This window comes from Ferrovibrio sp. GW821-FHT12D07 (assembly GCF_058807275.1).
In genome coordinates, this window is the sequence record NZ_JBXAQN010000002.1 from 459826 (window position 1) to 475064 (window position 15239).

Here is a 15239-nt window from a genome sequence, read left to right on the forward strand (position 1 = left end):
CAAAGCAAAAGGCCCGGCTGTTTCTAGCCGGGCCTTTTAAAACATCAGCAATGCGAGGGGGTTAGCCCTAGAAGGCTTAACCCTGGCGCGCCTTGAACCGCGGGTTGGTCTTGTTGATCACATAGACCCGGCCCTTGCGGCGGATGACGCGGCAATCGCGATGGCGAGTCTTGGCAGACTTGAGCGAATTGACGACTTTCATGACACCCTCAAAACCAACAAAAAACCAGGCGCAGCGCTTTGCCCGCCCGGCGGAAAAGTGGGCCGGACCATACCGGGGGGTCCCCGGCCTGTCAACCGGAAAGCCCGCCGGTATTTCCGGCCCTTAACTCCTTAGAATTCCTGCCAATCCTCATCACCGCCGGCCTTGGGCGCGGCAGCCGCCATCTGCGCCTGCGGCGCCGGCCTGGCCGGACTCGTGACGGGCTTGGCGACCGGCTTGGCGACCGGTTTGGGCGCGGCAGCCTTTGGCGCCGGGGGCGGCGCTGCGGCAGGGGTACGGATCAGTGCCGGTGCAGCAGCCGCGACAGGAGCGACCACCGGGGCATGCGCCCCGATCTTGAAGAAGCCGACCAGCTCGGCCAGCTGCTGCGCTAGGTTGTTCAGCGCCTGGGCTGCCGCCGTGGTCTCTTCCACCAGCGCCGCATTGCGCTGGGTCATCTCGTCCATACTGCCCACGGCGGTATTGACCTGATCAAGACCCGTGGCCTGCTCGCGGCTGGCCGCCGCGATCTCGGCCACGATATCCGACACCTTCTTGATGGCGCCGACGATCTCGGTCAGCGATCCGCCGGTTTCGTTCACCAATGTCGCACCAGACTTCACCTGGGCGTTGGACTCGCCGATGAGCGTCTTGATGTCCTTCGACGCATTGGCCGAGCGCTGCGCGAGCGCGCGCACTTCCTGCGCGACGACGGCAAAACCCTTGCCGGCTTCACCAGCGCGGGCCGCTTCGACCGAGGCATTCAGCGCCAGCAGGTTGGTCTGGAAAGCGATCTCGTCGATCAGGCCGACGATGTCGCTGATCTTCTGCGCACTGCCCTCGATACGGCTGACCGCGCCCACGGCTTCGGCGACGACACTGCCGCCCTTCTCCGCCGTATCGCGCGCCACGGTCGCCAGCTGGTTGGCAGCCTGCGCGTTATCCGCATTCTGGCGCACCGTGCTGGTGATCTCATGCATCGAGGCGGCGGTTTCCTCGATCGAGGCCGCCTGGCTTTCCGTGCGGCTGGCCAGGTCCTGGCTGCCGGCCGAGATTTCCGAGGCAGCGCCCTTCACCGACTGCGCGGTCTGCGTTAGGTTCAGCGCGAAATCGCGCAGGCGCGTCGCCAGCGTGTTGGTGCTTTCCTTCAACTGGCCGAACACGCCGCGATATTCGCCGCGCACCGTCTTGGTCAGGTCGCCATTCGACATGCCGCCCATCACATCGGCCATCTCACCCGCCATGGTCTGCAGCGTGGCGGTGAGGCGATTGAGTTCCTGGCTGGTGGAGAGGAAGAAGCCTTCCTTGCCGGATTCCGAGATGCGGCCGGCCAGATCGCCACCGGCCACCTTGTTGACCAGTGCGGCAATTTCCTCGCCGGCGGCCTTTTCGCGTGCCTCGCGCTCCACACGCCGTTTTTCGGATTCCTCACGCTGACGGCCGACATCCGCTTCCGCCTGTTCACGCGCGATCATGTTGTCCTTGAATATCTGCACGGCCCGCGCCATTTCGCCGATCTCGTCGCGGCGCTTCTCACCCTGCACGGCAGTGGTGGTGTCGCCGCGCGCCAATGCATTCATGACACCAACGATGCGGCCAAGCGGACGGGTCAGCGTCACGATAACGATATACAGCGCCAGCAGCACCGACACGGCAATCGCGGCAATTGTCACGCCGAGCAGCAGCGGGCGCTGGACGTTGTAATACTGCGTCAGGTCGGCATCGACTTCGGCAAGACGCTCCGCGTTGCGCTTGGTGATGCCATCGATGGCGCGGTTCAGCGCCTGGCGATTGGAACGGTTGGCGTCATTGTCGCCGAATTCACGCGCCTGCCCCGGTGCACCTTCAATGCCCAGGCGCGCCAGTTCACGGCGGAACTGGATGAACTGGTTCACGACGGTGAGAAAATTCTTTGCTTCATCGCTGGCCGCGGCCTGCGGCCCGATCTCGGCAGTCCAGTCCTTCACCAGCTTTTCGATCTCGCCGGTGAAACGGACGATGCCGGCGGAATACGGGCGCGACGCCGTCGCATCCGACATATAGACGCCACGGGAATCCATCACCACCGCATAGACCAGCGCATTGAGCCGCTCGCCATACTGGGTCAGGCGCGCGATGCTGCCCATTTCGTTGCTCTGTCGCTCATACCGGTCGAGGGAAATCACACCCATGGTGCCAACCACGGCCGAGGCAATGGCCAGGAGCGCAACGACAGCGAGTACGCGCGGACCGATTTTGATGCTGGATACAATTGACATAGGCTTCTCTCCCCACCGGCTACCGTCTTAGGCGGCACTCTTGGACCTACCACAAGGTTCTGATCTCACGGGGTTAATTTTCACATACCCGTACACCGGGCTGAGAAATGTCCGTATACGCGCCACCCGATACAACCACAGCACTACACGCATGGGTTTAATTTTAATATAGACCTGACGGGTGAAACGGCGCGCAAAAGCAAATCGCCCGCTTTCGCGGGCGACTGGCCTCGGTGAATTTGAGAAAAGCGCGTTTTAGGCGGCGGCCGCGGCGTCGATCTGCGGCACACCGCGATTGAACAGGCGGTTGACGTCGATGAGGGCAACCATGCGGTCCTCATGGGTCGCCAGCGCGCTCAGGAAGGTCTGTTCGGTATCGGCGGCGGTCGCCGGCACCGGTTGCAACGCCGAGGAGTCGAGCGCGAGAATGTCAGAGACGGTATCGACCAGCAGGCCGACCGATTCAGTGCCGACTTCCACAACGATGACGACATTGGCGCTGGTCGGCGTGGTCGTGCCGCCGCCAAGACGCACACGCAGGTCGAAGATCGGCACCACGGCGCCGCGCAGGTTGATCACACCGCGCACGAAAGGCGGCGTATTGGGCAGCGGCGTCACGTCGGTCCAGGCGCGGATTTCGCGCACGCTGAGCAGATCGAGGCCGTAATTCTGGTCACCGATGGTGAAGGTCAGGACTTCCTGGCTGCTGCGCATATCCATCGCCTGCAGTGCACCGCCCTTGGCATCGGCCATGGCGGGGACAGAGCTGGTGGAAACAGTGGCTGGCATAGACATGACGCTCACACTTTCTGTTGTGGCTCGAGTAAGGCTGCCCTTGGCGGCCGTCACGCCGTCCCGGTAACAAGGACGGCGCAAGGCCCGGTGGGGGTAGGCAGAGACCCTTCGTTATCCGACCGGCAACGGGCCTGACACGGCACGCTGCTTCAGGGTATCCACGCCCTATGATTGGCAAACTTCCCCGGTCCCTGCAAAGGAAATCGCGGAATACTCCGGACAGGTTATCTAGAAATAACCCGCGATCGGACGCACTACCAACAATTGATGGTAGGCCTGCTACAGGACCAACTCTATGAGTTGTGGCCCGCGCTGTTCCAGCGTGGCCGCAAAAGCCCGGCAGAAAGCATTCATTTCGGTGACGCGGATACCCGAAACGCCATGCCCCTTGGCCAGCGCCACCCAGTCGGGATCGGGCCGGTCCAGTGTCAGCATGTCGATCGCGCGCGGCCCCGGATTGGCGGCGCCCACATTGGCCAGCTCATTGCGCAGGATGGCGTAGGAGCGGTTGGCGAAGATCACCATGGTGACGTTGAGCTGCTCGCGCGCCATCGTCCATAGTGCCTGCAATGTATAGAAGGCGCTGCCGTCGCCGGTGAGCGCGACGATCTTGCGATCCGGGCAGGCCAGTGCGGCGCCGACGGCGACAGGAAGGCTGTAGCCAATCGAACCGCCCATGTTGTTCAGCCAGTCATGCGGGCCGGAGGCTTCGGCCGCAGCGAAGATACCGCGACCAGATGTAACGGATTCATCCACGACAACGGCATTGTCAGGCAGCAGCGCCGCGATGGCAGCGGCAATCTTCTCGAAGTTCGGCGCACCATCGGGCAGGCCGGGCTTCTGCGGCTGCTCGAAGGCCGGCACGCTCTTCGGCGCACCGACCGCATCAGCCAGACGCTCCAGTGCGTCGATCACATCGCCCTCCACTTCGGCGACCGGCGTGATGTTGCAGCCATCCTGCGTCAGGATGCTGGGCTTGCCCGGATAGGCGAAGAAGGCCACCGGACGCTTGGCGCCGACCAACGCGATCTCGCGCACATCCGCCAGGTATTTCAGCGCCAGATCGACGACGAAAGGAATGCGCCCCACGCTGGGCAGCCCGCCGCCGCGCTCGATGCGGGCGCTGAAGCCGTTATTCGACAGGCGGCAACCAGTGGCCGCCGAGATGCGTGCCGCCAACTTGAGACCATCGCGCAGCAGCGCATCGCCGCCCAGGATCAGCATGCCATTCGGGCCGGCCTTCTTGAGCGCGGCAGCCGCAGCCTTGATCTGCGTTTCATCCGATTTCGCGCGCGCCGGCACGGCAAGCGGTTTTGCCTCGGCCGATGCCTCGTTCCAGGCGGTATCGGCCGGCAGGATCAGGCTGGCGATCTGACCGCCTTTGCTGCGGGCCGCCGCCACGGCCTCTGCCCCCAGTCCCGCCACATCGCCGGCCGTCTGGCCGCGTCCGATCCAGTGCGACACCGGCCGCGCGATGCCTTCGATGTCAGAGGTCAGCGGCGCATCGTATTGCAGGTGATGCGTCGCATGCTCGCCGATGACGTTGACGACGCCGGAGCTGGCCTTGCGCGCGTTGTGCAGGTTGGCCACGCCATTGGCGAGGCCCGGCCCCAGATGCAGCAGCGTCGCCGCCGGCTTGCGCGCCAGACGCCAGTAGCCATCGGCCGCGCCGGTCACCACGCCCTCGAACAAGCCCAGCACGCAGCGCACACCCGGCACATGATCCAGCGCGGCGACGAAATGCATCTCCGAGGTGCCGGGATTGGCGAAACAGGTATCGACGCCGGACGAAACGAGGGTCCGGACGAGGCTTTCGGCGCCGTTCATGGGAATACTCCTGATGGAAAGACTTAAACTGTGGCGATGGGCGAGGACGGCGACCCGACGGCGCCGGTCAGTCGCAGCGGCGGCGCGGTGAGCAGGAATCGGCTGCGCTTGTGCTCTTTCAGATAGGCCGCCAGTTCGGAGAGATACCACAGCTCGCCCAGCGGCACGCCGAGCTTGAACAGGCAATGCTCATGCAGCGGCAGCATGGCATGGCTGCCTTCGACGGCCTTGGCCGGCAGCCCCTCGACGGCATAGTTGTCGGCAATCAGGCAACTGACCTTGCTGTCGGTGATCCAGTTGCGCAGCTTGGCATCGCGGCCATCGATGACGGCGCAGGAATTCTCCAGCCGCTGGTGATCGGGCTTGCGCTGCATCGACAGCAGCACGTCGCCGAAGCCGGTATAGAAGCAGAGCATGTCGCCCTGCTCCACGCTGACATTCTGGGCCTCCATGGCCTTCATCAGCAGGTCGTAGCCGACCCATTCGCGCTTCTCCCCAACGAGATCTTTCAGGTTGACCAGCACGCCGCGGCCCTGCATGCCGTGCTTGGCAAAATTGTGGATGCCCAGCGCCTCGGTACCCTTGGAGGGAAAACGCTCCAGGCGCGGCTCGCCCACGCCGCGATCTTCCACGTCGGGGACGTCGCTGCCGCCGCGCCAGCCGTTGTAGAAGACGCGCTCGGGCTTGCCGTCGCCATCGGCATCAAACATCGAGCCGATATGGGCAAAGCTGTCCCATTGGGTGGAATACTGCAGATAGAGCAGCGCCGCGTCGTCGCTGGAGACATCGGTCAGCTTCGGATCGAACAGTGACAGCGGCAGCGCCATGTTGGCGCGGCCCTCGCGGTTGACGGCAAACAGCTGCGGCGGGAAGCGGCGCGGATTGAGCAGATTGCCGCCCGGATATTCCAGCGGCAGCGACAGGCAGAACGTGCGGCCCTCGCGCACTTCGGCCACGCCCTGCTTCACCTTCTCGGCCGTGATCCAGTTGACGCGCCCGATGCGGTCATCAGCACCGAACTCGCCCCAGTTCGACCCGTCGGGCCGGTTCTTCCAGCGTTGCGTCATTGGGCCCTCTTAAAACGGATCATGGCCGGGCCAGGAAGATTTCCCGGACCCGGCCATGACACCCTTTTACGGATGATCTTTCAATCTCTACGACTGATGGATCACCCGGTTCTGAAAGGTTCAGGCAGCGGCGCGCTCGCGCATCGCGCCCACCGAGTAATGCGGCCAGCGCGCTTCAACTGCTTCATGCAGATCGCTGCACTGCCCCAGCGCGAAGAAGGTCTCCGCCACCAGGAACAGCGGGCCGATCAGCGCCTGCAGCGCATTGTCGGCCAGCGCCGGCCGCCGGCCCTCGAAGCCGTGGCCAACCAGCTGGAACACCCAGCCGCCGACGAAGAAGACGCCGAAGGCGATCCAGCCCGTGGTCATGCCCTTCATGGCGATCATCTCTGCCACCTGCAGCAGGCCGAAGCTGACCAGCACCATCACGCTGCCGATGCGGCGATCGAGCCAGATGTAGAAAATACCGGTGCCGAACCACAGCACGGTGGCCAGCGTCACCACTGTTTCACCGCCCCAGAGCGTGAACAGTTGCACCCAGCTGAGCGGTATGAAGATCGCCAGCACGATCATCGGAATGCCGAAGAAATGCGTGATGCGGTTATAGGCGTGACGGTGATAGGCCGAGTACATCGCCATCTGTTCGACGAAGAACGGGTTCATCGCGGTTTCCTCCAGTTTTTATCGATTCTCCGAGTCGGCATCAGCCGCCGGAAAATCCCTGTTCTGTGGATAACCCTAATGCCCCTTAAAGCGTTGTCAATCGTAGTGTTTTCGCGCTTCCGTAAGGTCACGGGGAAGATCGTTGACTAATATATGGTCCCGCCTATTCTCGCAGCGTCGCTAGCAGTCTGGCGGGAGAGACGCGAAACCCGTGCTTTATACGGGGGCCCGCGCGCCGAAGGAGCAACCGCCCCGGAAACTCTCAGGCCAAAGGACCGACCGGACTGGCGACACTCTGGAAAGCGGATCGGGAGTCCAACCCCAATCCCACCGAAGGAGTAAGGAACCGCTCTTCTATTTGAGACCGGTCTCCGAATCTCTCAGGTTCCCGGACAGAGGGGGCGAACGGCGAAACCATCCGCCGCTTCGACTCTGACTCTGTCTGCAAGGGAACCTCGCTTGGGCGATACGGCCGAAAATCTCAAAGTCACGCCGCTGAACGCACTCCACAAGGAGCTCGGCGCGCGCATGGTCCCCTTCGCCGGCTATGAAATGCCGGTGCAGTATCCCGCCGGCATCATGACCGAGCACAAGCATACCCGCGCCGCCGCCGGTCTGTTCGATGTCTCCCATATGGGCCAGGTGCGCATGACCGGCGCCGATCCGGCCAAGGCGCTGGAAGCGCTGGTACCAGGCGACATCCAGTCGCTGGATGTCGGCAAGATGCGCTACACGATGCTGACCAACGACAAGGGCGGCATCCTTGATGACTTCATGGTCAACAAGCGCGACCGCGACCTGTTCGTGGTCTTCAATGCCGGCTGCAAGGACGCCGATATCGCCCATGCCCGCGCCAACCTGAAGGGCGTCGAGATCGAATACCTGGAAAGCCATGCGCTGCTGGCGCTGCAGGGCCCGGCCGCTGTGGCAGTCCTGGCGCGGCTGAACAGCGCCGTGCAGGCGATGAGCTTCGGCATGGGCGCGACGGTTGCGCTGGGCAAGTTTGAAACCTTCATCACGCGCTCGGGCTATACCGGCGAAGACGGTTTCGAGATTTCGGTGCCAGGCGACCAGGCCGAGGATTTCGCCCGCTGGCTGCTGAGCCAACCCGAAGTGATGCCCATCGGTCTCGGTGCGCGCGACTCCCTGCGCCTCGAAGCCGGCCTCTGCCTCTACGGCCATGACATCGACACCACTACCACGCCGATCGAGGCCAACCTGAACTGGACGATTTCCAAGCGTCGCCGCGAAGACGGCGGCTTCCCCGGCGCTGCCATCATCCAGCAACAGTTGAAGGATGGCCCGGCACGCAAGCTGGTCGGCATCCAGCCCGAAGGCCGTGCGCCAGCCCGCGAAGGCACCGAAGTGCTCAACGCCAATGGCGAGAAGATCGGCGTCATCACCTCTGGCGGTTTCGGCCCCAGCGTCGATGCGCCGGTCGCCATGGGCTATGTCGCCGCCGCCCATGCCAAGGCCGACACGCCGCTCAGCCTGATGGTGCGCGGCAAGGCGCTGCCCGCCAAGGTCACCAAACTTCCCTTCATCACCAAACGCTACGCCAAGTAAGGAGACGATCCATGACCACCCGCTACACCAAGGACCACGAGTGGATCCGTCTCGATGGCGATGTCGCCACCGTCGGCATTTCCGATTACGCCCAGAGCCAGCTTGGCGATGTCGTCTTCGTCGACCTGCCGGCCAAGGGCAAGACGGTGGATGCCGGCGCCGAAGTCGCCGTCGTTGAATCCGTGAAGGCCGCGTCGGAAGTCTACGCGCCGGCCGGCGGCGAAGTGGTCGATGCCAACCAGGCCATCGTCGACGATCCCGCGCTGGTCAATCGGGCCGCCCAGACCGATGGCTGGTTCGTCAAGCTCAAGCTCGCCAACAAGGCCGAGCTGGATGCCCTGATGGATCAGGCCGCCTACGACGCCTATCTCAAGACCCTCTAACGTTAAGGAGCGCACATGCGCTATCTCGGTCTGACCGAAGCCGATCGCGGCGAGATGCTGGGCACCATCGGTGCATCCGGCATCGACGCCCTGTTCAAGGATGTGCCTGCCGGCGCGCTGAACCCCACGCTGGACCTGCCGCCGCATCAGGGCGAGCTGGAAGTGGAGCGCGCCTTCGCCGCCATGGCCAAGAAGAACGTCTCGCCGATGGACGTGCCGTTCTTCCTCGGCGCCGGCGCCTATCGCCACCACATCCCGGCCGCCGTCGACCACCTGATCCAGCGCTCGGAGTTCCTCACCTCCTACACGCCGTATCAGCCCGAGATCAGCCAGGGCACGCTGCAGTATCTGTTCGAGTTCCAGACCCAGGTGAGCATGATCACCGGCATGGAAGTCGCCAACGCGTCGATGTATGACGGCGCGACCTCGGCGGCCGAAGCCGTGCTGATGGCCCAGCGCATCACCAAGAAGTCGAAGGCCGTGCTGTCCGGCGGCCTGCATCCGCATTACCGCGACACCGTCGCGACCCTGATGGACCAGACCGACCAGCCGCATGTGGCGGCGCCGGTCGATCTCGCCGGCACCGAAGACCTGAGCAAACTGATCGACGACCAGACCGCCTGCGTCGTCGTGCAGAACCCCAATGTCTTCGGCCAGCTGCGCGATCTCAGCGATCTCGCCAAGGCCTGCCAGGCCAAGGGCGCATTGCTGGTCGTCGCTGTCACCGAGATCACCTCGCTCGGCCTCGTCACCCCGCCGGGTGCCATGGGCGCCGATATCGTGGTGGCGGAAGGCCAGAGCATCGGCGTGCCGCTCAGCTTCGGCGGGCCGTATGTGGGCCTGTTCGCCACGCGTGAAAAGTATGTGCGCCAGATGCCGGGCCGCCTGTGCGGCGAAACCGTCGACCAGGATGGCCGGCGCGGCTTCGTGCTGACGCTGTCGGCGCGCGAGCAGCATATTCGTCGCGAGAAGGCGACGTCCAACATCTGCACCAACTCCGGCCTCTGCGCGCTGGCCTTCACCATCCATATGAGCCTGCTGGGCGAGGCCGGCTTCACCCAGCTCGCCGCCATCAACCACGGCAAGGCCGTGCAGTTGGCTGACAAGCTGGCCGCTGTGAAAGGCATCGCGGTGATCCCCTCGGCCTTCTACAACGAATTCGCCGTGAAGCTGCCCAAGCCCGCCGCTGACGTGGTCGAAACGCTGGTCGGGAAAAACATCCTCGGCGGCGTGCCGGCGTCGCGTCTGTTCCCCGGCGACAAGGCGCTGGCCAACGTGCTGCTGCTGACCGCGACCGAAACCAATACCGAAGGCGACATGGACAAGCTTGTCGCCGCCCTGAAGGAGGTGCTGTGATGAACCGCCAGGGACGTCAGACCACGCCGCATGCGGCCGCCAACAGCGCGGCCACCGGCACCATCACGGGCAATCGCGGCCTGCAGCAGGAAGAAGCCCTGATCTTCGAGATGGGCGAGGACGGCCGCACCGGCGTCGATCTGCCGCCCCCGCCGAACGTGAAGGACCGCCTCGGCGGCCTGAAGCGTACGGGCAAGATCGGCCTGCCGGGCCTCTCCGAGCCGCAGGTGATCCGCCATTTCGTGCGGCTGAGCCAGAAGAACTACTCCATCGATGCCGGCCTCTATCCGCTCGGCTCCTGCACGATGAAGCACAATCCGCGTCTGAACGAGAAGATGGCGCGCCTGCCGGGTCTGGGCGACGCGCATCCGCTGCAGCCGGTCTCGACCGTGCAGGGCGCGCTGGAAGTGATCGACCGGCTCGCCGGCTGGCTCAAGACCCTGACCGGCATGCCCGCCGTCGCCATGTCGCCCGCTGCCGGCGCCCATGGCGAGCTCTGCGGCCTGATGGCAATCCGCGCGGCGCTGAAGGCCCGTGGCGACGTGCGCAAGCGCATCCTTGCGCCTGAATCCGCGCATGGTACCAACCCGGCCACCGCGGCACTTTGCGGCTATACCGTCGATCCGATCCCGGCCACCGCCGACGGTCGCGTCGATCTGGACGCCCTGCAGGCCAAGCTCGGCCCGGATGTGGCGGCGATCATGCTGACCAACCCCAACACCTGCGGCCTGTTCGAACGCGACATCAAAAAGGTCGCCGACATGGTGCACAAGGCCGGCGCCTTCTTCTATTGCGACGGCGCCAACTTCAACGCCATCGTCGGCAAGGTGCGGCCGGGTGATCTCGGCATCGACGCCATGCATATCAACCTCCACAAGACCTTCTCCACGCCGCATGGCGGCGGCGGCCCCGGCTCGGGTCCTGTCGTGCTGTCGGATGCGCTGAAGGATTTCGTGCCGCTGCCCTATGTGGTCCACGGCAAGGCGGGCTACAGCCTGGTCGAAAGCGGCGACGCCAGGAGCTTCGGCCGCATGAAGGCCTTCCATGGCCAGATGGGCATGTTCATCCGCGCGCTCGCCTACATGATGAGCCATGGCGCTGACGGCCTGAAGCGGGTGGCGGAAGACAGCGTGCTGTCGGCCAACTACGTAATGGCCAGCCTGAAAGACATCATGTCGCCGGCCTTTGATGGCCCCTGCATGCATGAGGCGCTGTTCGACGATCGCTTCCTCAAGGATACCGGCGTCACCACGCTCGATTTCGCCAAGGCGATGATCGACGAGGGCTATCACCCGATGACGGTCTACTTCCCGCTCGTGGTGCATGGCGCCATGCTGATCGAGCCGACCGAGTCCGAGAGCAAGGACAGCGTCGATGCCTTCGTGGGCACGCTGCGCGGTCTGGCTGAAAAGGCCAAGGCTGGCGGCGAGAATGTCGCGATGTTCCAGGCTGCGCCGCAGCTCACGCCGCGCCGTCGCCTGGATGAGACCCGCGCCGCCCGCGCGCCCGTGCTGCGCTGGAAGCCGGGCAGTAACGGCGCACCGATCGACAAGGCGGCGGCTGAGTAACGCTGTAAGCCTGACGTCAGAAACGACGCGCAAAACAACCGCCCGGTCTTATCAGACCGGGCGGTTTTCTATTCACGGTTCATGCAGCGCGCGTTGCGCACCTAAGGGGGTATTCATTCGAGACTCGCATTGCCTCGGTTGATAGCGTGCGCGCGAGCCGGTCCGGCTCGCAGGCACATCATCATCAGGGGAGATGCACCATGTTCATGGAAGCACCGGTCCAGTTGTTGGGCCAGAACGCCTTCAACGCCTCACCCACATCGGGCACTGGCGTCGTCATCATCCAGTCCGGCCAGAACACGCGCGGCGTTATCCTGCGCACCGCCATCATAACCGGCGGCTCCGGCGGTCCGCCGCCCGGCACTCCACCGTCGCTGTTCGCCGATTTCGGCGTCGGCCCCTTTGTGCCGCCGCCCCCGCCACCGCCAGGCGGGCCGACCACCACGCGCTTCATTCTGGTCGCCGGGAGCTTTACCGGCATCACGCAACTGACCTGGCCGGTCTATCTCGATCCGGGCCTGGGCCTCGCCTTCAATGTTCCCAGCGGCGGCACCGGCATCAGCATCTATCTCACCTGGGATCACGCCACGCTGATGCCGGCCTGAACGGCATCAGCCATTACGCCCGGCCATCACTGGCCGGGCGTTTTCTCGTGTCGAGGCTTAAGCCGCTGCGAGCGGGAACATGATTTCGTAACAGGCGCCGCGCGGCTGGCGCCGCACGTTGAAGCGGCCCTCCAGTTGGGCGACCAGGCCCTGGATCAGCTTCATGCCAAGGCCGGGCGCGGTTTCGGGCTTCACATGCGGCGGCAGGCCGACGCCATCGTCGCTGATACGGAGATGCAGCGCGCCATCGGGGCCCTGACCGCAGGCGACCTCGATGGTGCCGGAATCCTGCGCCGGGAAAGCATGCTTGATCGAATTGAAGATGAACTCGTTGATGATCATGCCGGCGGCGCTGGCGATCCTGACCGGCACATGGATGGGATCGATGTTGAACAGCAGGTCATGGCGATGGTGATCGACCACCGCGGCATAGATCTCGTCGCGCAGTCCCATCAGATACTCTTCCAGCGATACCACGCCGCTGCCATCGCCGATCGAGAGGCGATGATGCAACTGCGCGATCAGGCGCAGGCGCTTGCTGGTCCGGGCCAGGGCATCGCGGGCCTGGGCATCCATCACATACTGCAACTGCATGTTCAGCAGGCCGCTGAGAAGTTGCAGGCTATTGCCGATGCGATGGTCCGCTTCCTTGCGCAGCAGCTCGGAGAGGACTGCGGCGGCGCTGGCCGGAGACGGCGGCGGATCGATGTTGGGGATGCCCGAGGGCGTGAAGATCGGGGTCGATTGCGTGAAGGGCGGGAGGCGTGTCATGGCTGTATCCTTTCCTCAAGGATACGCCTCATCTCGAAATAACATAATGTTTTTAAAGACTTACTATGAGCAAGGAACTCGTTATGGGGCATCGTCGTTTTTTACTCATAATTTGCCGAATGAGTGACGGTTACCCTCCTGTATTGCTTCGATCTTTCTTATTCCCGGCGGTGAAAGGCCATGAGCGACCAACAAGCCCGCGGCGAACGGCTGCAAATCATGCTGACCCAAGATGAACTGGGCGCCCTGGACGACTGGCGCTTCAGGACTCATATGCCCAGCCGCGCGGCCGCGATCCGCGAACTGCTGCGGCGCGGCCTTGCGGCCGAAGGCTTCGACCTCGCCAGCCGCAGCACCAAGTCGAAGAACTTCGGCGTTATCGAGGGCGAATAGCCAGCCTTATTGCTTCAGGAACGGATTGCTGTACGGGCGGCCTTTCGGCGGGAAAGCCGCCGCCAGATAATCCAGCAGCTTTTCCAGGTCCTCGCCTTCGGGCTGCCCCATGTTGTGGCGCTCGACCATGATCTTGATCACATCATTCCAGCGCGAGCGGCTGTGGCCCTGGGCCTTCACCAGATCGGAGCCATGACAGGCCGTGCAGAGGTAAAACGCCTCATCACGATATTCGCCGTCGGGAAACACGGTGGGCTCTTCGGGCTCACGCTCAACCTGCTTGGCCTGCTGCGCCTGCGCCATCACCTGGGCTGGGACTGCCGTAAGAGATAGTCCCAGCATTGCCGCCACAGCGGCGGCCTTCCACATCATCATATCTGCAATCCGTCGTGTCAGGCCGCGACCAGCACCGCAACGCGATGCATGGTGTTGCCGCCATATCCCTGCGGATTCCAGTTGGCCGCCGCATGGCTCTGGCCACGGCCCGTGCTGTCGGTGGCGCGCACCCACAGCTCGTAATAGCCATCGGTCGGCAGCGTGATCTCGGCGGTCCAGGTCTGCCAGGCGTATTTGTTCGCCGCCTTGCCCACCTTCGCCTTGCGCCAGGTCTGGCCGTAATCGGCCGAGACCTGCACATCCGTCACGCTCTGCTCCCCTGCCCAGGCATGCCCGCGCAGGTTCACCAGCCTGGTGCCGGCCGGCAGCTTGGTACCGTTGGCGATGTTGGTGATGATCGAGCGCACCGGCATCGATTCCAGGATGCGCATGTTGGCAAGGTCAGGCTTGTCACCCGGGATCATCGGCTTGGCCGGCACACGATAGGCGGTGCCGGTCATGCCCTGGCCATCATGTTCCTTGTCGCGGATCCAGATGCGGTTGAGCCATTTCTGCGACAGCGAACCGGGCCAGCCCGGCACGATCAGGCGCAGCGGCGCACCATTGACCTGCGGGATCGCGCCGCCATTCACCGCATAGGCGATGATGGTGTGCTCTTCCATCGCCTTGGCGATCGGCATGCCGCGGCTGATCGCCGGCTTGCTGGCATCGCCCGAGAGATGGACGTCACTGCCGAAATGGCCGGTATAGACGGCGTTCGACTTCAGCCCGGCGGCCTGCAGCACATCCTTGAGGCGGAAGCCGGTCCAGCGCGCATTGCAGATGGCGCCATTGCCCCACTGGTTGCCGCTGGCCTTGGGCTCGAAGGCCGAGCGGCCGTTACCGCCGCATTCCATCTGCAGCGCATAGGTGACCGGCTTGAACTTCTTCTTCATCTCACCCAGCGTCAGCTTCAGCGGCGTGTTGACCTCGCCATCGATGGTCAGGTCCCAGCCGTTCACGTCGCCCGCGACCGCAGCCGGCGGCTCGCCGTTGTTGCGGATGAAAATCTTGTCGTTCGGCGTGATGTCGTCATCCAGCAGATGCTCGGGCGTTTCCGCCACCAGCGGCTTGTCGCCCAGGATCACCAGATCGGCCTTGCCGTCCATCTTGAGAATCTTCGGGCCTGCGGCAGCGGCCGGCGCGGCTTGCGCCATCGCCGCCGGGATCAGGCCGGTCGGCATGTTCTGGGCAAACGGGATCGCGCCACCGATCATGCCACCCATGGCGGCAAGACCCGTTCCCTTCAGGAAGCCGCGACGGCTCGCGCCACTGCGACGATCAAAGACCAAGGCGTCGGCACGCTCCGGATCATCCCGATAGAGTTCAAATAATCCGCGTTCTTTCCGGCCCTTTGCCATGACGCTTTCTCCTTAACTGCTCTGTTGCGAGTCCGGCGATCCGGTTGGC

15 protein-coding genes and 1 riboswitch are annotated in these 15239 nt (G+C 64.1%); of the genes, 6 read left to right on the forward strand and 9 right to left on the reverse strand.

All coding sequences use genetic code 11. The annotated features are described in order from the left end of the window. Positions 1-76: 76 nt before the first annotated feature. The 6 genes from ykgO to AC1RRE_RS14070 all read right to left on the reverse strand — a co-directional run bounded on the left by ykgO (position 77) and on the right by AC1RRE_RS14070 (position 6812). On the reverse strand, positions 77-202 hold the full coding sequence (gene ykgO, locus AC1RRE_RS14045) for a type B 50S ribosomal protein L36 (protein ID WP_324220155.1): 126 nt from the start codon (positions 200-202) through the stop codon (positions 77-79). 131 nt (positions 203-333) lie between these two features. Further along, positions 334-2460, reverse strand: a complete 2127-nt coding sequence (locus tag AC1RRE_RS14050; protein WP_492981811.1) for a methyl-accepting chemotaxis protein — start codon at positions 2458-2460, stop codon at positions 334-336. A 255-nt stretch (positions 2461-2715) separates the two neighbouring features. Continuing rightward, a complete protein-coding gene (locus AC1RRE_RS14055) occupies positions 2716-3255 on the reverse strand; it encodes a chemotaxis protein CheW (RefSeq protein ID WP_492981812.1) in 540 nt (179 codons plus the stop codon). 279 nt (positions 3256-3534) lie between these two features. Beyond that, positions 3535-5082: an acetolactate synthase large subunit gene (locus AC1RRE_RS14060; protein ID WP_492981813.1), complete on the reverse strand. Its 1548-nt coding sequence runs from the start codon at positions 5080-5082 to the stop codon at positions 3535-3537. Positions 5083-5105: 23 nt separating this feature from the next. After that, complete coding sequence (locus tag AC1RRE_RS14065; protein ID WP_492981814.1) at positions 5106-6149, reverse strand: cyclase family protein; 1044 nt, start codon at positions 6147-6149, stop codon at positions 5106-5108. 120 nt (positions 6150-6269) lie between these two features. Beyond that, positions 6270-6812: an Mpo1 family 2-hydroxy fatty acid dioxygenase gene (locus AC1RRE_RS14070; protein WP_492981815.1), complete on the reverse strand. Its 543-nt coding sequence runs from the start codon at positions 6810-6812 to the stop codon at positions 6270-6272. A 182-nt stretch (positions 6813-6994) separates the two neighbouring features. Continuing rightward, a riboswitch (glycine riboswitch) is annotated at positions 6995-7100 on the forward strand. 171 nt (positions 7101-7271) lie between these two features. Here AC1RRE_RS14070 and gcvT point away from each other — a divergent pair. The 5 genes from gcvT to AC1RRE_RS14095 all read left to right on the forward strand — a co-directional run bounded on the left by gcvT (position 7272) and on the right by AC1RRE_RS14095 (position 12290). Then, on the forward strand, positions 7272-8378 hold the full coding sequence (gcvT, locus tag AC1RRE_RS14075) for a glycine cleavage system aminomethyltransferase GcvT (protein ID WP_492981816.1): 1107 nt from the start codon (positions 7272-7274) through the stop codon (positions 8376-8378). Between the two features lie 11 nt (positions 8379-8389). Then, positions 8390-8761, forward strand: a complete 372-nt coding sequence (gene gcvH / locus AC1RRE_RS14080; RefSeq protein WP_492981817.1) for a glycine cleavage system protein GcvH — start codon at positions 8390-8392, stop codon at positions 8759-8761. 15 nt (positions 8762-8776) lie between these two features. Continuing rightward, positions 8777-10117, forward strand: coding sequence for an aminomethyl-transferring glycine dehydrogenase subunit GcvPA (gene gcvPA, locus AC1RRE_RS14085; protein ID WP_492981818.1), 1341 nt, complete (start codon positions 8777-8779; stop codon positions 10115-10117). Next, complete coding sequence (gcvPB, locus tag AC1RRE_RS14090) at positions 10117-11685, forward strand: aminomethyl-transferring glycine dehydrogenase subunit GcvPB (protein WP_492981819.1); 1569 nt, start codon at positions 10117-10119, stop codon at positions 11683-11685. Before gcvPA ends, gcvPB begins: the two co-directional genes overlap by 1 nt. 200 nt (positions 11686-11885) lie before the next feature. Beyond that, a complete protein-coding gene (locus AC1RRE_RS14095) occupies positions 11886-12290 on the forward strand; it encodes a hypothetical protein (protein ID WP_492981820.1) in 405 nt (134 codons plus the stop codon). A 57-nt stretch (positions 12291-12347) separates the two neighbouring features. Here the strand turns inward: AC1RRE_RS14095 and AC1RRE_RS14100 are convergent, their stop codons facing one another. Continuing rightward, positions 12348-13061, reverse strand: a complete 714-nt coding sequence (locus tag AC1RRE_RS14100; protein WP_492981821.1) for a sensor histidine kinase — start codon at positions 13059-13061, stop codon at positions 12348-12350. 180 nt (positions 13062-13241) lie between these two features. Between AC1RRE_RS14100 and AC1RRE_RS14105 the strand changes: the two genes are divergently transcribed. Then, positions 13242-13454, forward strand: coding sequence for a hypothetical protein (locus tag AC1RRE_RS14105; RefSeq protein ID WP_492981822.1), 213 nt, complete (start codon positions 13242-13244; stop codon positions 13452-13454). A gap of 6 nt (positions 13455-13460) precedes the next feature. Here AC1RRE_RS14105 and AC1RRE_RS14110 read toward each other — a convergent pair whose 3' ends face one another. Continuing rightward, positions 13461-13829 (reverse strand): hypothetical protein, encoded by a 369-nt coding sequence (locus AC1RRE_RS14110; protein ID WP_492981823.1) that lies wholly within the window; start codon positions 13827-13829, stop codon positions 13461-13463. 17 nt (positions 13830-13846) lie between these two features. Then, positions 13847-15190 carry a sulfite oxidase gene (locus AC1RRE_RS14115; RefSeq protein WP_492981824.1) on the reverse strand — a complete coding sequence of 448 codons (1344 nt, stop codon included), beginning with the start codon at positions 15188-15190 and terminating at the stop codon, positions 13847-13849. Positions 15191-15239: the final 49 nt, after the last annotated feature.